Below are 18925 nucleotides of genomic sequence, written 5' to 3' on the forward strand. Positions count from 1 at the left end.
AGCTCGACCTTCAATTGCCCGCGAGCCGCTATGCCGTGTGTTGGAATCGGCGCTTACGTTAGGTTAGCGGCACCTCCAGCACAGCGGTCCGACCGGCGACTTCGCTGGCATCGCGGTCGACACACTGCGCACCATTTCATAATCGAGACGACCGCCTATCCGATGCGAGGACTGACGCTCAACTGAGATATACATCTCCGGTTGGTCGCGCAGGCGTGTCGAAACCTCCGTAGTCGCACCCTCATAAGCTGGCTTTTTTAGCGATGCGACCGAAGGCCGACGCTGGCGCGGGAGTGTGCGTGAAGTCCTTACCATAACGTGCAGCGGGCGGCTGGTGAGTCAGATCCCGCGCAACGGCCGGCCCATTACGCAGACGCGTTGATCTACGTCGCGGGCGCGCTCGTACCGCCGCCATGGCAGCGGTCAATCAACAGTCTCATCCCGAGTGAGTGATTCCGAGAGCAGGGCGACCGGTGCTCTCCGGGTGCTATTGCAGACAGAAAGCGATAAAAAAAAACTGGCGAATAGATGGGACCGTGTCGCGATTTCCGACGCCTTTTACCTCTAGCACCACAAGAACCTCGGCGAACCATTTGGCCGGATATATAGATATTCCTTAGAACACAGAAACCATGCGCAACTCAATTCTGCATAGTCGGCCATCATGGCAACGCCATACCTTGACGTTGGCAGTGCTCGCTGCTCTCAGCATGCCAGCGTTCGCCCAGACCCACATCAGCCTTTCCGCACAGCCGCTTGCTAAAAGCCTTTCGGAGCTCGCGGAACAATCAGGTGCGAACATTATCGTATCGGGCCCCCTGGTGGCTGGTCGGAAAGCGCCCAAACTGGAGGGCGATCTGTCGGTACGAGATGCCCTTGATCAACTGCTGAGAGGGACCGGTCTCAGTTATAAGCAAAAGGACGAGAAGACCTTCGTGATCGAAACGTCAACCACGACGAATTCAACTTCTACGAATACCCCTGTCCTACCGACCATAGACGTAGCCGACAGTGCGCAGGAAACCACAGGAGGCGGCTTGATTGCCTCTTCCACCAGTACAGTCACCAAGACGGACACTCCAATCGCGGTGACGCCTCAGTCGATTCAGGTCGTTACGCAGACTCAACTCCGCGATCAGGGCGTGCAATCAGTTACGGAAGCTCTACAGGGCGTTTCGGGCGTTGTTGTTGCAGCATCAAGCCGTGTGACACCCCTCATCTATATTGGGGGTATGCAGGCATCGACCATGACGAACGGCAGCAATGACGCGACAGGCGCCAATTCGCTCGGCATTCCTATCGCTGGTGTCCAGCAGGTCGAGGTCATCAAGGGCGCTGACGCTATCCTTGCGGGCATGATGAATCCCTCGGGCATCGTGAATGTTGTGACCAAGCAACCAACCGCGGATACGGTGCGCGAGGTAACTGCTCAAGTTGGGTCTTACGGCGACGTCATGACAGCGCTCGATCTCGGCGGCGCGATCAACTCGGACAAGACGCTAACTTACCGATTCGTGATCTCAGGCGAAAGAACTGGCGAAACCTATGGCGGGTACGGTGGCGAGCGCAATATATATGTCGCGCCGTCGTTGGAGTGGAAGTCAGGTACTACCGATATTCTTCTCCAATATTCCCATAATGTTCAACATACGGTGCCTATTCAGGCGACCATGTTTTATTTGAACGGCGGACCGATCCCTGTTTCAGGGAGGACCGTCAATTCATCAACTGCTCTTTTGCAGGATGATCAACTTCAGTTGACCTTCAGTAAATCCCTGAATGCCAACGTCGAATTCGTCAGCAAAACAGCTTATGAAAAGCGACAGATAGCGCAAAGTGGCGATACATCGCTTCCGTATCTTTATATCGATACGCCGGCCGAAACTATCTACACAGTCTCCGGACAGGTTACTGACCAATACAGTACCGATTTCGACAATCACTTCAAGTTCAAGGCGGATGTCGGCCCGGTCAAGCAGACCATTGTTGCTGGCGTCGACTACAACGTTTCGTGGCTCAGTGAGTGGGCTGGGGGAACGGTAGCTATTGCTCCTTTTCCGAGCAACAACTTGCCAGCCGCTGACACGCCGTACACATATTCCGACAGCGGCAAGTCGTATTTCAATACGGTATATGTCCAAGATCAGATAGTGTGGGACCGGTTGCATATCGCTGCAAGCTTTGCGCATGGTTCCGCGTGGGATTCGACGACGGTCCGTTCCTCGCAGTGGCTACCGAGCATTGGCGCCCTATACCAATTGACTGATAGTGTCGCTGTTTACGGTAACGATCTCCGTAGTTTCATGCCACGGGACCTGCCGATGGCCGACGGCGGCATCACTCCGCCGGAGTCGGGGCATTCTATCGAAGCGGGTTTCAAGCTCAGTTTGCTCAACGACGATCTCAGCGTCGACGCTCGTGCATACAGAACTGCGTTGAACAATGTGCCTGTCTACAACTACAGCACTTTTTACTACGAACCGGGCGGTAATCAGGTTACGCGAGGATTCGACGTTTCGGTAAAAGGCAAGTTGAGCGAGGGGCTGCGCGTCAGCGCGGGATACACGTATGCGGATCCCCAGGTGCCGCTGAGCACGGAGAGTCAAGTTGCACCACACTCGGGTAACGTCTGGCTCTACTACGACATGCAAGGCGAGCGGTTTCGCGGATGGGGAGGAGGTGTAGGGGTGACAGCAAGTAGCCGTGTCCGCTACACAGATTCGACCGGTACGTCGTACACGGTGCCAGGACAAGCAGAAACGGACGCGACCCTCTGGTATAAAACGAAGAAGTGGTCCGTTACGCTCGCGGTAAAAAATCTGTTTAATCGTACGCTGTACCAAACGATCGCTGCGCCTAATTTTACGTTCCTCGAGCCAGGTCGTCTGGTGTACCTCACCGGGCGCTACGACTTTTGATTGTCAGATCGATCAGTCGGTCGAAGACCGCAAATTGGCCGTACCGATAGCGGGTGGAGTTGAGGTGACTGACGTGGGTCACCTCGATTCAGTTCACTTGCTCCCCGTCATCGTTAGCCGCAATGGCAGCGCGTCGAGCTGCGGATTCTGTTTATGTCGCGTATCCGCACACTTGTCCAGAAGGTCGCGTACCGCGTTCCCGGCGGTGCGCGAAATTCACGCACAGGAATGAAGATGCCTATCTTTTCGATAGACAGAACGAGTGAGGCTTCGATTAAACATGTTCTACCTCGGCATGCTGTTTGGCTTCTTTGGGGGGGTGATGCTGGCCACCTGTTGCATCACACAAGGCCCCAACACTTTCACCCTGTACAGGCCTATATGGCTTGACGGTCGCAGGGAACTGCCTAGCGCACGCAATCAGACTCTCGCAGCTCGTACACCATGGGGACGCGAGTCGCGCGATGACTGTGCCACTATCGTTGATAGGCTGGAAGTATGAAATCGTAATAATCGATTGATTTTATTTTTGGGGGACGTTGGCCCGTTTCTGCTCGAACGTCGCCTTTACAGCTGGATGGCAGCGCTAACTGCCAAAAGAAGCGAACGTTGTTCGCAGCCACGCTGATTCAGGAATCGATATGACGATTATTTCTACGAGCGACAATACCTTTCAGGTGGACAGTTCGAAAACGGGCCCCATTCTTCTTGACTTCTGGGCGCCGTGGTGTGGTCCTTGCAAAGCGATTGAACCACAACTCGTTCGCCTTGCGGATCGTCTTGAGGGCCGGCTCGATGTCCTAAAAATCAACATCGACGAAAATCCGGCACTCCGGGAGCGATTCGGTGTGCGAGGAATTCCCACGCTCGTCTTTCTTGCAAAGGGTGAGGAGCGGGGGCGGCTTGCGGGAACCTCGGCTACCCGTCTGGCTGTTACTGTGGAGCAGTGGATGGCTGATGTGGGTGAGGACAACGTCAATCTCCTTGACGCTGGTGAGGCAGGAACGGATGACGCGCGCCCACAAAACCTCCTGAGTTTCAATGCCGACGACGCAGTCAAGCAGGCATGTATCGATCGGCTTCTGTCCGCGGCACAGGAACGGAGCTTTTGGCCTTCAAGAGCGATCAATGCTGGTTCTGGCAGTCTTGAAGCTGAACTGGGATTGCCCGCAGACTACGGCGGAATTCTGAACCTTGTGTGGGGTCAAGCCGCAGTACGCCACAACGAACGCACAATTGACCCGCTCCTCGACTTTCTACGAATCACGCCGGTGGGCAAAGACTTGCGAAAAATAGTGGGGCGAATCCGGTATGAAGTGCTCTATGCGTCACCTTGGCCCGTCATGCAATACGTCCACGGAACCGCTGCCGAGTCGTACCTTGGTCAGGTGAAGGCGTTGCAGACGCGGGAATACAATGGGCAGGTCGTCTCCCCGAGCGAGTGGGCATCCGTGCAGCGTGCTGTCATTCTCAATGAGGACAAGGAAGTCCAACGGCTCGAGGGAGTGGCGGTCTCCCTTTGGGATGAGGGGTGGGGCGCGAGCTACGGATTCCTGACTAATGTATCGGTCTTCGCAGCGAGCAAAGGTGTTTGGAGTCGATCGGACCATGCGGAGATCGATGGCATCACCATGGAATTCAAGAAAATCGCTCAGGAGAAAGCTGGGCCGATGCCGAAGGATGATCAGCAAGCTATCGGTCGATGGGTCGACGCGGTTACGGAAGGCATGGAGGTTCTGAAAGAAGAATCGAAGAAAAGCAGAGCGGAATTTTGGGAGCGCTTTGATATCTGGGTCGGCCATCACCAAGACATCACGACAGGCATTCGGGCATTTGTCCTCGCTCGCACGATCAAGGATCTGACGGATCTCGCCCAGTAGCGAGGGGGCAAACTTACTGGCGATGGGCCGGATGGGTGATTGCCGATTCGACGGTACGCGACCAACCGCGGGAATTGGCTCGAACGTGGTGCGCGATCCTTTTGAAATCGGCGGTTGCCAATCAAGCACGCGATTTTTTTGTCACCCGTCTGGCGCTGCGTGGTTAGTCAGGCCAGAAAACCCCACAGACGGAGACAGGTAGGCGGAACATCGTCCCTTGACGCGGAGCCGGTTGGATGCGAGAGGCTCGTACCGCTTGCGCCGTTCTGAAAGTCTGTACCGCGCTGACTAGTCGTTGCTTACGCCACACCTGTCCGTTCGCTCACACGCGGCCGTCCTGTGGAAATCGCGCGGGCTTTCAGAGACGCAACAGTGGCAAGCAGGACTGGTATCTCTATGGGGCAGCGATCTCTCATAGAGATTATTTTTTGGCCACAGGGGACCGACTTTCTGTGGGGCGCGCCTTTATCTCACGATAGTGTGCCATTTACCGCTGGAATATTTTGAAACTCGTCGGCTGTCATGTCGGGCGACCCTGCGCGTTCGTAGGCGGCCGTGGGGTTGCAATCCTCGGTCCAAGCATGCGCGGGCGCACCCGTTCGAAGGCGGTAACAATCCGATCTATCAGTTTTGAGAGAAAGCAATGACCGCGGGACTGCTTCCAGTAGCTGAGAATGAAATGACAGTGAGTGGTTTGCCGCGTCGCCGCCCGAATTTGCTCGCGACCAAGCCCTTAGCATTTGCCGTCGCGTTATTGATCCATGTTCTTCTCTTTCTCGCAATCGATCGCCCAACCCCTGTGTTGGGTCTCACGTCGAAGTCAATCCCCGGCGCCGGTCTCCGCGTGACGCTTGTATCGACCACACCTAAGAGGGCGGTTGCTCAGCCTAAGCGGACGGTTTCGGCGATGGAAAAGCCACGGCCGCGACCGCATGCAAACCCGCTCGTGACGCATCATCCGTCGCCGCGGCAAGTGTACTCGCCAATCACAAAGAATGCCACGGAACGAAATGTGCCTGCCCAGGTGCAACCTGATGTTGCCCAACCCGCAAATGCACTACTCGCTGCGTCGCAGTCTCCCTTGCCGTCGCAGTCACCTACGTCCTCGCTCAATCTGCCAGCTGCTAGTGAGAGGGGTAACTCGGCTCAACTTGTGTGTGACATTCCGAGGCCGCCTTATCCGGCGCGTGCGCGACGGCTCGGTCATCAGGGAACGGTTCAGCTGCTGGTTAAGGTCGATTCAACTGGGCGTATCACCGAGGCAAATGTCAGGAAAAGTAGCGGGTTTGAAGAGCTCGACGAAGCCGCACAACAAGCGATGCTTGAAGGGCACTGCGATCCAATCGTGCGCTCCGGTGTCGCGGTCGAGACGACGGCCGTGCAGCCGTTGTCATTCAATCTCGCAAACTGATCTGTGCGATTTAACTGAAGAGGTGATTGATCATGAAAACGCAGTTACTGGAAGTCTTGTGGCGGGGCGACGCCATCTCACACGCGATCGCGCTGGTTCTAATTGGGATGTCAGTGCTTTCGTGGGCGGTAGTGCTCTATAAAGGTGTTGAGCTAGCGGCCAACACACGGCTTAGCGCAATCGTGCAGAAGCGATTCTGGCAAGAGGATTCGCTCGACAAGGGCAGTGTCCTGTTGGGCGGAGCGAATGCAAGCAATATCTATCAGAAACTGGTTGATGCAGCGATTCACGCGAAAGACCGCCATAGTGGGACCAATCTGGAAGAGGTCCTTTCTCCGGACGAGTGGCTTCAACGTTGTATGGTCGTTGCGATGGAAGAGCAGATGGCAAGGATGTCGAGCGGGCTCGGCTTTTTGGCGTCAATCGGAAGTACCGCGCCGTTTATTGGACTGTTCGGTACGGTATGGGGAATTTATCACGCTCTGATGGCAATCGGCGCAACGGGACGCGCAAATCTTTCTCAGGTTGCCGGCCCGGTTGGTGAGTCGTTGGTGATGACCGCACTGGGGTTATTCGTCGCCATACCGGCGGTGCTCGCCTATAACGCACTTACCCGGGGCAATCGCGGGCTTATGTCACGCTTGGCCCGCTTTCGACATGAATTGATCGCCTACATCATGAGCGCGTCGCGGGACACGAAAAGCGAAAATCACGAAAAGCGCGCTGAGCGTCGTAACAACGAGCAGCGCAAGCCGCCGACCCTAGTTGCGGAGGGGAACTAGCATGGCATTTAACGATGATATTCGCGATGACGTCATGAGCGACATCAACATGACGCCGCTCATCGACGTAATGCTGGTGCTGCTGATTGTCTTCATGGTGACGCTGCCGGTTATGACAAACTCTGTCAATCTGGATCTGCCGTCGGCGACGAGCAATCCCACTGACGAGCAAAATTCCCATGTCACAGTGGCGGTGCAGCGCGACGGCTCGGTGCACTGGGATGATGCCGCGGTTGATGCAACGCAACTTGAAGCCAGGCTGACCGCCGCCGCGGTGCAAAATCCACAGCCTGAGCTGCAAATGTACGCCGACAAGGATGCGCGCTACGAAGTAGTGGCAAATGTACTGGCGTCGGCACAGCGTGCGGGATTGACAAAAATCGATTTTGTTACCGAACCGACAACGCCGTAATGCTGTTGAGCCGTGAGCGTAATTTATTGCGTCTCCGCTCAAACAAGGCCTGACTCTTTGTCTTCTGTGCGACCATGAACATTTCTGATAGCCCAATCAACCATCTGGCGATTGCTCGTTCCAGTCTGCTTGAACCTCACGACCTGGTCGATGCGGACGTATTCAAGACGCTGGCTCAGATAACTCAAGGCCAGGTCGACTACGCCGATATTTATTTCGAAATTTCGCACTCCGAGGGATGGAGTCTTGAGGACGGGATTGTCAAGACTGGAAGTTATACGATCGACAAAGGCGTCGGTGTCCGCGCTGTTGCTGGAGAACGGACCGCGTTTGCGCACTCTGGTGAGATTTCCAAGTCGGCGCTGGCGCGTGCTGCGCACGCGACTCGTGAAATCGGACGCGTTGGCGCAAAAACTCGTGTCGATGAGCCACGAAAGTTCCGCGCGGCGGAAGTGCAAAAACTCTATCTGCCGAGCGATCCGCTTTCCGGAATGAGTGCGACTGAAAAAACGCAATTGTTGAAGAACGTCGAGCAATTGGCCCGCGCCTGCGATCCTCGGGTAACGCAGGTGATGGCACAGCTGACGGGAGAGTACAAGACAATGCTGGTCGTGCGCGCCGATGGGCTAATCGCCGCTGACGTACGGCCATTGGTGAATCTAAGCGTGACGGTAATGGTTGAAGAAGGTGGTAAGCGTGAGGTCGGCAGTTCTGGCGGAGGCGGCCGCTTTGATTACTCTGAAATCGATACATTGTTCGTCAAGAATCACGTCAATGCGGCCGTACAGCATGCGATCGTGAATCTGGCTGCTCAACCCGCACCAGCAGGCGAGATGACTGTTGTACTTGGAGCCGGCTGGCCAGGTGTAATGATTCATGAAGCGATCGGCCATGGACTTGAGGGCGACTTCAACAGAAAAGGCACCTCCGTCTTTTCCGGGCGTATTGGCGAGCGTGTTGCGGCAAAAGGTGTGTCGATAGTCGACGACGGAACGCTACCGCGCCGTCGTGGATCTCTAAACGTCGACGACGAAGGTAATGCTTCCCGGTGCACAACTCTCATTGAGGATGGCATTCTTCGAGGGTATATGCAGGATGCCCTAAACGCGCGACTTATGGGTACGGACGTCACCGGTAACGGACGTCGACAGTCGTATTCGGCGCTCCCTATGCCGAGAATGACAAACACGTATATGTTGAATGGCCCACATCATCCCGGCGAAATTATCGAGTCGGTTAAATGCGGAATTTATGCGGTCAATTTCGGTGGCGGCCAGGTCGATATTACGACCGGGAAATTTGTATTCGGTGCGACGCAGGCCTACATGATTGAGAACGGGAAGGTTACATATCCGGTCAAAGGGGCGACGCTTATTGGAAGCGGGCCGGAGTCGCTCAAACGTGTGAGCATGGTCGGAAATGACATGCGGCTTGATGAGGGTATTGCGTCATGCGGCAAAGAAGGGCAGACAGTGCCGGTGGGCGTTGGTCAGCCGACACTACGATTGGACGGAATGACGGTCGGAGGGACGCGGTGACGTGACATAAACGACGGTCTCGTCGTTTAAGCTTCACCTTTTCATATCATGATTGTAAAACTTCGAGATTGTCGTATCGACACATTGTTCTTGCGACGGGCGTGGGCGATCTGCAAGCCCTACTGGATGCAGAGATCGAACTGGCCATCATGGATTGCGATTCTTGCGTATGTCGCATACACCCTATTTGAAGTCGGATTGGGCGCCAAACTTTCGTTCTTGACGAAGGGGTTGACCGATGCGCTTGTGGCAAAGCAGCAAACCTCCTACTGGCACTGGCTGCTCCTAGTTGCATTGATTTGGCTCGTCATCGGCGACGGCGGCTCGACACAGGGCATTATGAGCCGGATGGCTGCCCTCGTGACGCAATGGCTGACGATTCACTGGCGTCAATTTATCACCCAGGATCTAATGGCGCGGTATGTCGCAAACCACGTGTATTTTCGCGTTGAGCAGGACGGGGACGTCGACAACGTCGATCAGCGCATCCAGCAGGAGGTCGAGCCTGTCTGTCAGATGGCGTTGAGCATTCCTGTAATCGTCATTTACAGCGTCGCGAGTTTCAGCGTGCAAGGTTGGATTCTAAAAAGTATTTCGCCGAGTTTGTTCTACGGCGTACTTGTATATGCAACCGCATTTGTCGTCGTGACTTGGTGGATGTACGGTCGACTTATTCAATATCAGTATCAGACAACCGTTGCCGAAGCTGATCTGAGGTTCGGAATATTGAATATTAGAACGAGCGCAGAGACAATAGCGCTATACAAAGGAGAGAGGGCCGAAAACACAAGTGTCATACGACGGCTAAAACTACTTGTGTCGGTTTCATACGCAACGCTGAGATACAACCTCGTGATGGGATTGGTCGAGACAGGACTTAATTTTGCGTGGTCACTCGTGCCGATACTGGTGCTTGTGCCAATTTATTTCCAAGGAAAGATTTCCTTCGGTGCGATTACGCAAGGGACCGCGTCGGCAGTTCTTCTTTTGGGTGCCATTCAACGCCTGACAACATTCATTTCAGTATTTGCGATGGCAGCACCACATGTCGTACGTATCGGCCAATTCATGGAAAAGGCAACCAAGGTCGCGCACGATGAGGTTGATCTGGCAACGTCGATTACGTCGGAGCGAGGGGATCGCATCCGCTTTAGAAACGTTACGCTCCAGACACCCGGTTCGGAGCGAACGCTAGCCCGCGACATGACGTTCGATGTAGATGCAAAGCACAGCATGTTGATCATTGGACGAACCGGCGTTGGAAAAAGTTCGCTCATACGAGCGATGGCTGGTCTATGGCGCAATGGTGCTGGCAGCATCACGATGCCGCCACAGGAGGCCGTTTTGTTTCTGCCGCAGCGGCCGTACATGCTCCTCGGTACGTTGCGCGAACAGATGCTCTATCCCGATATTGAGCGAGAAGTTTCGGATTCTGAGCTTCAGCGTCGGCTGGACCAGGTTAGCCTGCCTGATCTCGCAAGGCAGCACGGTGGGTTTGACACAGTCATCGACTGGTCGAGGGTACTGTCACTTGGAGAGCAACAGAGGATCGGGTTCGCGCGTGCGCTCGCATCAACGGCGAAGTTTGTTTTTCTGGACGAAGCGACGAGCGCAGTGGACCTAGGCACGGAGGAGCTACTTTATCGTTCGTTGCTGGATTCGGGTGTTGCGTGTATTAGCGTGGGACATCGCACATCTTTGATGGCTTTTCACCAGACTGTGTTGCAGCTGCTGCCCGAAGGTAGATGGCGTTTGCTGACGCGAGAGGAAGCACAAGCACTGGCCGCCTGAACGTTTGACAATCAAAAGGAGCATCGATTTCAGATGAAACAAACGAACAGTTCTCGCGCGGGACTCTTTACCTACACGCTCGACGAGATGAAACAGATCGCATCCGACGCTGTCGCGTATGGTCGGGCAGTCGGCGCTGCTGGTGTTGCGGTGGATGTACTCGACGGTAATGGGCGAGACATCACTGTGCGTCAGGGTGAAATGGAAACAATTCAGTCAAGCCACGAGACGACGATCCGGGTGTCAGTTTACGACGGGCAACGAGTCGGACACGCTCGCACCGGTGACTTTTCGCAGGAAGCAATCAAGAAGACAATTTCGTCCGCGTTTGATGTGGCTCGGTTTGTCGGTGAAGATCGGTACTCCGGGCTGCCAGATGTCGAAGACCTCGAGATGCAACCAATAGATCTCGATCTGTTGCATATCTGGGACATTCCGCCATCGGACGCGGCGGCGCTTGCCAGAGCGGCAGAGGATGCTGCATTTCGCGCAGCCCCGAGCGTCTGCAACGTGAAGGGAAGCTATGTTAGGTCCAGTCAGTTCCAGAGAGTTTTCGCGACGTCGAACGGCTTCCTGAATGGTTTCGGAAAATCCGTCCACTCTCTTAGTTGCGCGCCTATTGCCGGTGCAGGCGACGACATGCAGGGCGGCTCCTGGGCGACATACAGCGTCGACGCTCATCTATTGGAATCGGCGGAAGTCGTTGGCGCACTTGCTGGCAGACGTGCAGCTTCCCATGTCGGCGCGCGAAAGCTGGCAACGTGCCGGGTTCCCGTTCTGTTCGAATCAACGCAGGCTGTAGGACTTTTGCAGGCTTTCGTGCAAGCCACCAGCGGTGTACCGCTCTATCGACGTGCGACATTTCTTGCCGATAGTCTTGGTACATCAGTGTTTGCCAATCACGTTCAAATTACAGAGGATCCCCATCTGCGCGGTGGATTGGGCAGTGCGCCCTTCGACTCTGAGGGAGTGCGGACGCGACGCCGTACAGTTGTCGGCGACGGTGTGGTCCGCGAATACTTCTTGTCGAGCTACTCAGCTAGGAAGCTGGGCATGCGGACGACAGGGAGTGCGGATGGCGCTCACAATCTTTCACTGTCCAGTTCTTTAACAGGTCCGGGTGACGACCTTGAGGGCATGCTGCGTCGATTAGGAACGGGAGTATTCGTGACAGACATGATGGGTCAGGGCATCAACATCGTAACCGGTGGATACTCTCGCGGCGCAAGCGGCTTCTGGGTGGAAAATGGGGTAATTCAATACCCGGTACATGAGATCACCGTCGCAGGAACATTGCAAGATATGTTCAAGAGTCTGGTGGCGATCGGTAACGATGTTTACCGTTCCGGATCGATGATGTGTGGCTCCTTGCTCATTGAGGGCCTTACGGTCGCAGGGAGTTAGCAATATGACATCACCGGCTTGGAAGGAGCCCATGAAATTTGAAGGAGCGTCGCGTTCTCGTAGTTGCTATGTGGGGACACGAAGTCCCAGCGGACGGGCGCTGCTAAAGCGCCACTGGCAGGGATGGTTGCTGAACGTTCGGTAAAGCGGGCCCTATGGTGGATCCTGCTCAACAGCGCGTGTCTGCCGGGATACCGCGCCTGAAGGACGTGCGGCTGCTGCGGGTTGCATTGATCGCTAGGCGCGGCAATGAAGCCGAAGAAATATCTCGGACGAGAAAAAGGAAAGGCAAGTGATCGGCTACACTTCGGAGAACTATTACGATGTCGTCATCGTTGGCGCCGGTTTCAGCGGCGTTGCAGCAGCTGTCAACATTCTTCGTAATGCCGGGTCGCGACGCCTTCGTGTAGTTTTAGTCGAAAAGGGCACTTCGTTCGGTCGGGGCGTGGCTTATAGCGCGGAAGCTGATGATTGCCTGCTGAATGTTGTGGCGGGAAACATGAGCCTGCACGACGACGATAGGGAACACTTCGTTTCATATTGCAAAGAAATCGGACTGGTGGCGGACGGGGGAACATTCGTGGCGCGGCGTCATTACGGTGAGTACCTTGACTGGGCGCTTCGCACTGAGGAAGAGACACATCCTGGGATTTTGAGTCGACTCAGCGGTGAGGTCATTAGCGTGACGCCTGAACTCGGGCAGGATCGATTTTTCGTGCGGCTTCAGAGTGGGGCTGTCATCTCCTCGTCCAAGGTCGTCCTAGCTCTCGGAAATTTCCCTCCAACCGCTGGATTTATTCACGACAGCTTGCGTGACAGATTGATGAGCCCGTGGGACTTTGCGGCGCAGGATCGTGTAGCGCAGCACGTGCCGATTATTATTATTGGCACTGGACATACGGCAGTAGACATCGTCGTACGCTTGAGCAAAACACGACCAAACTGTAATTTCAATCTAATTTCTCGCCATGGCTTGATTCCTAATGCCCATCATCCGACAACTCGCGCGCGGCCTCCCAAAGATTATCGGAATGCATTTATGAACAAGCGCCCGACTTTGCGGACGTTAGCTAGTTTTATTCGGCGGGAAGTTTCGCGAAGTTCAGAAGGAAATGACTGGCGTGATGTGATCAACGATCTAAGACCTGAGATTCCTCGGTTCTGGCGTTTGATGTCAGATGCTGAGCGAGCGAGATTTGTCAAAAAATTACGCTCTTTTTGGGATGTGCATCGCCATCGGCTGGCGCCAGTGACTGCCAGAAAATTTCAAGAGCTTATAAGTTCACAGAGGGTGATCACGACGGCGGGCAAGATCGTACGAATCATTCCTTATGGGCAGTATCTCAAAGTAATTTATATTGAACGCGGTCAGGAGGTGAAAAAGGTTATGATCGGCGCAGTAATCAATTGCACTGGTCCTGCAACTAATCCCGCAGCCATCAGTTCACCACTTGTCAGACAGTTAATCACAAGTGGTCTTCTCGTCGCAGATAAAATGGGTCTTGGGATAGGGGTTAACGAGAGTTACAATGTGATTGATAGCCGTGGCGTGGCATCCAAAGGACTTCACTATATTGGCCCCTTCCTCAGAGCCCGATATTGGGAGTCTACGTCAGTGCCGGAACTCAGGGGACATGCCAGTCGTGTCGCGCAATTGATATTGAATAGTTTGGTGCGAGACGGCAATTACTCTAGCTGAAGCCAGCATTGCGGCATGCCTTTAGTGCGCGGATGAGGTGCTTTCGGATGACCGTGATGCTCACTCCCATTTCTTCTGCCGCTTCCTCATACGACAGCCCGTGCAACTTGCACAGCACGAAAGCCTCGCGGCAGCGGGGCGGAAGGTCGTCTAGCACACGGCTCAAAAGATCGATCTGTTGACGCCCCGCATGCTGTCTTTCGGGGGACAGCTCACACACGACATGTGTCTCGAGCGCAGGCGTAGACATGTCAAGCGTGTCGACTGGGTATCGCTTTCGCTTTCTCGCAGCATCAATCTGCAAGTGATTTGCAATGCGGAAAATCAGGCTGGCAGGCGAGAACACGTCGTTCGACTGTGCGTAGCGAAGGGCGAATTCTGCTGACGACTGGGCAATATCCGCAGCATCCTCGGCGCTCAGCTCGCGCCGCAGACTTTTACGAAGGTCCATATACCCTCGAAGCAGATCTTCGACAATCAAACCCATCGCGCCATCCCGTAAACGATTAGTGGCAGCAACCAGCCAGCGGAACCGCCAGCATCTATGCCTTTTATGGTAACCAACGTCGGCTAGAAGAAAAAAAGCTTTTTCGCTCGCCGGGTTACTGCTGCGTAAAAAACAACGATTTTTCATCGGTCGGGCGACCAACGGCAGTCACCGCAACCCACACGCACAGAGCGAGCTTGTAGAATATGAGATGCGAATCTTAAGGCGGTGTCAGGCATAAGGGAAGCGTGCCGGTTAGAAGATTTTTTGCATTCAATATCAGTATTTCGTCTAATTTGTTCGGGATCAACCGGATCTTTATGGCGGAATCGTTCGAGTCGGAGAGGTGTTCGATTATCTTACGTTAGGTAATAATTCGTGCTCAATTTTAGGCCGATGTGTGTTTCTGTCGTGATCCGTTGATCACCGGGCCCATATAGCATCGATCTGGGCGCTATACTTAAGTTCAGCGTGGCGGGTTGCAGCATGTACTGCACGTCGGTCGGCTGCAGTGCCGCAATGGCGTGCCAGTACCACGCGCTTCAGGTAAAAGTGCGTAAGATATACAATTGCTTAGTTTGCGCTCTTCTCCCGCTAAATATGCCGCTCACCCCGTCGGAAACTGAAGAAGCCGATGACCTAATTCTCGCTATGTCCTTCGATGAAGGACCGCGTAAGGAAGAGGCGCGGGCCGCCCTCGCGCGATGGGCGGGCAAAGACGTTGAACGACTCGCCTACATTGAAGGCCATGATAAGGTCGAGGCTTCGCTTCAGTCTAATCTCATTGAGCTTCGAAATCTTTACAGTCGCCCGTCGCTGCATAACGCTGACGTCCGACGATTGACGGCGGCGAAGGGGCGGTCGCGGAGTCGGACCCGCTCCTTGGGATTGGGGTTGGGGGCAGGAGCGGCGGCGTTGGTTTCGGTCATCTCGTTCATCAATCCGACGTTCTCTACGCAGTCCGTCCAAACCGAAGTCGGCCGTCAGCTCGAATTCGAAATGACAGACGGCACGCGGTTATTTCTCAATACCGATACCGCTCTAGAAATTCATAATCGGCTTCGATCTCGCGACGTTGAACTTAAGTACGGGGAGGTAATGTTTTCTGTGGTCCATAGCGACATCAGACCTTTTCATGTTCGTGCAGCTCATCTCGATATCGAGGATACTGGGACGCGTTTCGCGGTCCGCAGTGCACCGCAATTGACCACGATTACGGTTGCGGAAGGTACCGTGACTGTTTTTTCTGAAGAGATGAAGGACGATGCTCGGATTTCGGCTAACGAAGGCGTCAAGGTTGGTAGCAATCACGTACTGGTGCCGATGACAAACGGGGCAGTTACACAGTCATTTGCTTGGACTCGGCGTCGTATTGAATTCACGATGGAACCGCTTGAGGATCTAGTCGCTGACATTCAACGATATCGGGTCGGGCGTATTGTATTTGCTGATGCGAAAGCTAAGACCTATCCAGTTACCGGAAATTTCTCGATTGAGGACCCCGACCGTTTTCTCCGGACGTTGGCGGATGCCGCACCTATTTCGGTGCATTTCGATTCACACGGAACCGTGGTGATTTCTTCAGCGGTGGAGCGTGCCCATGTATATCAGGACACAAGGTCTCTCAATAGGAAACCATAACGAGATGAACAAAAGGGGCTGGCAATCCGTTGGGCTGGCAACGTTGGAGTGGGTGACTTTGGTTGAATCATCATCGTTTGGTGGAACCGCTCGGCTATATACCGACCGCCGAAGCTGAGGCAATGAAATGAACGTCTCCCATCCTGCGATCGGTCGAGCTCTTTGAGCCACGCGGATTTTCGCAAGCCAATAGGATCAAAGGGTGTCCAGGATGGAAGATAACCGGTCAGTTATCTGATTTGTCGGGCGTTAGGGCCTAATTTTGGTTGGTAAATGTGGCCACGCAGCATGGCGAAGAGGGCGTCGCGACGTCGCCGTGCCTGCGCGATGAGCCTGCCGATGTGGCTTTCGCGGCGCGCGTGCAGGTGGTGATCAGGTTGTAGGCCGGCTGAGTCGACAGGAAGAGCTGGTCAACTCGTAGCAGCCCTCGAAACATCGTCTGCCGAATACGGCCGACCGTCTTTTCTCGTGTGCCTCCCAGGGTCACTCCATTGTTTCGACTGCCGCTGGTGTAAAGCGGTCTCGCACGACGCTCAGTTCTGGCGCGTGCGCCAGAACATCTACACCGTTCTTGGCGTGCTATTGCCAGTCATGACGGCGGCGCGCGAATTCTCCGCTTTCAGTGACCGCTCGCACCGGGCGTACCGAGTAGCGGCATACGTGCGAGCATTGACTTCATCGCCAGCGCGTCCCATGGCAAGTGCTCGGTAATGCCGATTCCGACGACATCGGTCACTGCCGCGACATCGCAAATCAGGCGCGTGACCTGCTCGATGGTCATCGAACCTTGGGCGACACCTTCGAACGTATGGGGCGGAGTATCTGGATTGGCGAACAGCAACGACCGGAAGCGGCTTGCGTCGAGCACGTCGAGATCGAAATGGATGGCGACGCGTTTCGCGTCGATCTCCTTCAGCCAGCGCAGCACGGGAGCGCTGTCGGATGCAAGTTCGGCAGGGCCGGCGTGTCGAAGTCCTAGGCGCGAGATCATCGCCGTCTCCACCGGCAACGTCTCGTTGAGTCCCGCATACATAACGTGAGTAGGCCGCAGCGGACAGCGCACAGCGCTAGCAAAATCCGCATCCCCTTCACCCAGCAGATTGCCGAGTACCATGGCGTGTGCATGGGGGAAATCGCGCGGCGTCATGATGTCCGGATGTGCGTCGATCCATAACACGGCAAGCTCGCCATCGTAACGCTCGTTCAGATAGGCGAACGGAGCGAGATCAACCAGACAGTCGCCGCCGAGCACAGCGATGCGCTCAGGCTGGTGGCGTGCGATGCAAGCTTCAGCGGCGCGAAGCTGTGCGACCAGTGCCCGTCGCCCGACGATGCCGTCTTCGATCTCGAGTTTCCGGCCATCTGGTACAACGACCTCGACAGTTTCCATCGGACCGGTCGCCGGCGGGGCTAGCCAGTCGAGCAACTGCGCGCCGAAATGATAGGGCGCATTGTTGCCGCCCTGCCATTGCGGCATCAGAAGGCGAAGCGTTGAATTGGGGCTAGATTGCGTCAATTGTGTTCTCCAAGGCGAGATCAACAGCGTCACAGAAACGCGGGGCGCCGACTTTTCCCCATCAGCCAATTTGTGTGCCGTAAGTGCCAGCCTGATCCATGTGGCGAATCAATACGGAAAACCGGGGGCAACTGCGATTTCGTACTGACATGACATGACATGACATGACATGACATGACATGACATGCCGTTGCCTCATTCAACTCAATAGGCGGTAAGACGTCGCACGACTAAGCATCTAGCGCGATCCTGGTCCAGGATTTGCTTGATCGGAGTTGCGTTAGCCGCGGCGTTGCTGATCGGCGCGTACCACCTGGGTCGCAGGCTATGTTTTCGGCACAGGGAAAAAGCAGGCCGGCCGGTGAGCGCTTACCGCCAGGCGGCCAATATGTGTGACGAGGAAGAGATGGATAGTGTTCAGGAGATGGCGATAGCCGACGAGTTCAATTGTGTGACGCGCTGGGAACAGGCGGTCTGTCAGACGCAGATTCAGGTGCAAACGCACCTGCTTGGTGCAAGCGGGTTCAACGGTCGACTGAATTCGCGGCATTTCGGCGCTGTGCTGCTTCGTCATTTCCGCTCGACGCCCGTGCGCTATATCCGTGGGGAAAGCGAAATTGATCAATATCCCGCTGACAATTTCGAAATCTCGCTGACCCTCTCGGGTAAGACAATCATTGTGCAGAACGATAAGGAAATCGTGCAGCGTCCCGGCGATATTGTGATCTTCGACACGTCGCGGCCGTTCGACTATGCGCTACCGGAAGGCGACGACCAGATCGTTATCGACGTGCCGCGCGTGCTTCTGGAGCAATATCTGCCCAATGCGGACGAACTCGTCGGGAACTTGCTGAGCGGCCAGTCGACGTTTGGCCGCCTAGTTGGCACGATGTTTCGCGACGTCGGCTTGTCGGGTTACGGTGGCGCGCCCGCCGTGGCAGCGCGCGTTGGCACGGCGATTGTCGACCTGGTGGCGACCGCGTTCGACGTCGAATTTGGCGCGCGCGCGCGCGCGCCGCTCGGCAATTCGGGGGCGCTAGCACGCATCAAGTCATTCATGCTCGATCAGCTGACCGATTCGTCACTGGATGTCGAAACGATCGCCACCGCGAACAATATCTCGGTTCGTTCGCTGCATCGTCTGTTCGGCGCAGAGGGGACGACCGTTATGCGCTGGCTGTGGCAGCAGCGCCTGTGCGCAAGTTATAAGGCGCTCGCGGAAGGACGCAGCCATCGGGTCAGCGATGTCGCGATGCAGTTCGGCTTCACCAATTTTTCGCATTTCGCAAAATCCTTCAGACAGGCTTTCGGCGTTCTGCCGCAATCGCTTCTTCGCTCCCGTCTTCAGTAGAGGCGCGTTTTATTCGGCGACCGGCCGTCCTCGACGATCGTCTGTCGAGCCGGCCGGAGCCGTAGAGAGCCTCTGTACGCTCCCGGCTCTGCGCC

Annotated in this window: 13 protein-coding genes and 1 pseudogene; 11 read left to right on the forward strand and 3 right to left on the reverse strand. The window is 55.3% G+C overall.

Translation table 11 applies throughout. The features are described from left to right. The first annotated feature begins 680 nt into the window (after positions 1-680). The 9 genes from U4Y88_RS37375 (at position 681) to U4Y88_RS37410 (ending at position 13835) form a co-directional block, all read left to right on the forward strand. A complete protein-coding gene (locus U4Y88_RS37375) occupies positions 681-2918 on the forward strand; it encodes a TonB-dependent receptor (RefSeq protein WP_321790066.1) in 2238 nt (745 codons plus the stop codon). Between the two features lie 641 nt (positions 2919-3559). Beyond that, complete coding sequence (locus U4Y88_RS37380; protein WP_321790068.1) at positions 3560-4798, forward strand: thioredoxin family protein; 1239 nt, start codon at positions 3560-3562, stop codon at positions 4796-4798. 907 nt (positions 4799-5705) lie between these two features. Further along, complete coding sequence (locus U4Y88_RS37840; RefSeq protein WP_415774560.1) at positions 5706-6209, forward strand: TonB family protein; 504 nt, start codon at positions 5706-5708, stop codon at positions 6207-6209. 32 nt (positions 6210-6241) lie between these two features. Then, positions 6242-6991, forward strand: coding sequence for a MotA/TolQ/ExbB proton channel family protein (locus U4Y88_RS37385; protein ID WP_321790070.1), 750 nt, complete (start codon positions 6242-6244; stop codon positions 6989-6991). A 1-nt stretch (position 6992) separates the two neighbouring features. Beyond that, positions 6993-7403 (forward strand): biopolymer transporter ExbD, encoded by a 411-nt coding sequence (locus U4Y88_RS37390; protein ID WP_321790072.1) that lies wholly within the window; start codon positions 6993-6995, stop codon positions 7401-7403. 74 nt (positions 7404-7477) lie between these two features. Further along, positions 7478-8941 carry a metalloprotease TldD gene (gene tldD / locus U4Y88_RS37395; protein WP_321790074.1) on the forward strand — a complete coding sequence of 488 codons (1464 nt, stop codon included), beginning with the start codon at positions 7478-7480 and terminating at the stop codon, positions 8939-8941. Between the two features lie 126 nt (positions 8942-9067). After that, positions 9068-10732 carry an ABC transporter ATP-binding protein/permease gene (locus tag U4Y88_RS37400; protein WP_321790076.1) on the forward strand — a complete coding sequence of 555 codons (1665 nt, stop codon included), beginning with the start codon at positions 9068-9070 and terminating at the stop codon, positions 10730-10732. A 33-nt stretch (positions 10733-10765) separates the two neighbouring features. Further along, the gene (locus tag U4Y88_RS37405; RefSeq protein WP_321790078.1) at positions 10766-12136 is read left to right on the forward strand and encodes a metallopeptidase TldD-related protein; all 1371 of its coding nucleotides are present in this window, start codon (positions 10766-10768) and stop codon (positions 12134-12136) included. A 292-nt stretch (positions 12137-12428) separates the two neighbouring features. Next, on the forward strand, positions 12429-13835 hold the full coding sequence (locus tag U4Y88_RS37410; protein ID WP_321790079.1) for an FAD/NAD(P)-binding protein: 1407 nt from the start codon (positions 12429-12431) through the stop codon (positions 13833-13835). Here the strand turns inward: U4Y88_RS37410 and U4Y88_RS37415 are convergent. Continuing rightward, the gene (locus U4Y88_RS37415; RefSeq protein WP_321790081.1) at positions 13828-14484 is read right to left on the reverse strand and encodes an RNA polymerase sigma factor; all 657 of its coding nucleotides are present in this window, start codon (positions 14482-14484) and stop codon (positions 13828-13830) included. The genes U4Y88_RS37410 and U4Y88_RS37415 overlap by 8 nt on opposite strands. Before the next feature lie 438 nt (positions 14485-14922). On the opposite strand from U4Y88_RS37415, the gene U4Y88_RS37420 reads away from it, so the two are divergent. After that, positions 14923-15963: a FecR family protein gene (locus U4Y88_RS37420; RefSeq protein ID WP_321790083.1), complete on the forward strand. Its 1041-nt coding sequence runs from the start codon at positions 14923-14925 to the stop codon at positions 15961-15963. A 343-nt stretch (positions 15964-16306) separates the two neighbouring features. Here the strand turns inward: U4Y88_RS37420 and U4Y88_RS37845 are convergent. Together U4Y88_RS37845 and U4Y88_RS37425 are read right to left on the reverse strand one after the other, a co-directional pair. Continuing rightward, positions 16307-16426: pseudogene (locus U4Y88_RS37845) on the reverse strand (IS5/IS1182 family transposase); the annotation flags it as partial. Positions 16427-16582: 156 nt separating this feature from the next. Then, positions 16583-17440, reverse strand: a complete 858-nt coding sequence (locus U4Y88_RS37425) for an arginase family protein (protein WP_321790085.1) — start codon at positions 17438-17440, stop codon at positions 16583-16585. Positions 17441-17840: 400 nt separating this feature from the next. Between U4Y88_RS37425 and U4Y88_RS37430 the strand changes: the two genes are divergently transcribed. Next, positions 17841-18830: a helix-turn-helix domain-containing protein gene (locus U4Y88_RS37430; RefSeq protein WP_321790087.1), complete on the forward strand. Its 990-nt coding sequence runs from the start codon at positions 17841-17843 to the stop codon at positions 18828-18830. Positions 18831-18925: the final 95 nt, after the last annotated feature.

This window comes from Paraburkholderia sp. J94 (assembly GCF_905220285.1).
GTDB classification, from domain to species: Bacteria; Pseudomonadota; Gammaproteobacteria; order Burkholderiales; family Burkholderiaceae; genus Paraburkholderia; species Paraburkholderia tropica_A.

Coding starts and splice junctions, on each gene's coding strand:
- U4Y88_RS37380 (WP_321790068.1), top strand. CDS start 3,560: ATGACGATTATTTCTACGAGCGACAATACCTTTCAGGTGGACAGTTCG.
- U4Y88_RS37840 (WP_415774560.1), top strand. CDS start 5,706: ATGGAAAAGCCACGGCCGCGACCGCATGCAAACCCGCTCGTGACGCAT.
- U4Y88_RS37385 (WP_321790070.1), top strand. CDS start 6,242: ATGAAAACGCAGTTACTGGAAGTCTTGTGGCGGGGCGACGCCATCTCA.
- U4Y88_RS37390 (WP_321790072.1), top strand. CDS start 6,993: ATGGCATTTAACGATGATATTCGCGATGACGTCATGAGCGACATCAAC.
- tldD (WP_321790074.1), top strand. CDS start 7,478: ATGAACATTTCTGATAGCCCAATCAACCATCTGGCGATTGCTCGTTCC.
- U4Y88_RS37400 (WP_321790076.1), top strand. CDS start 9,068: ATGCAGAGATCGAACTGGCCATCATGGATTGCGATTCTTGCGTATGTC.
- U4Y88_RS37405 (WP_321790078.1), top strand. CDS start 10,766: ATGAAACAAACGAACAGTTCTCGCGCGGGACTCTTTACCTACACGCTC.
- U4Y88_RS37420 (WP_321790083.1), top strand. CDS start 14,923: ATGCCGCTCACCCCGTCGGAAACTGAAGAAGCCGATGACCTAATTCTC.
- U4Y88_RS37425 (WP_321790085.1), bottom strand. CDS start 17,440: ATGCCGCAATGGCAGGGCGGCAACAATGCGCCCTATCATTTCGGCGCG.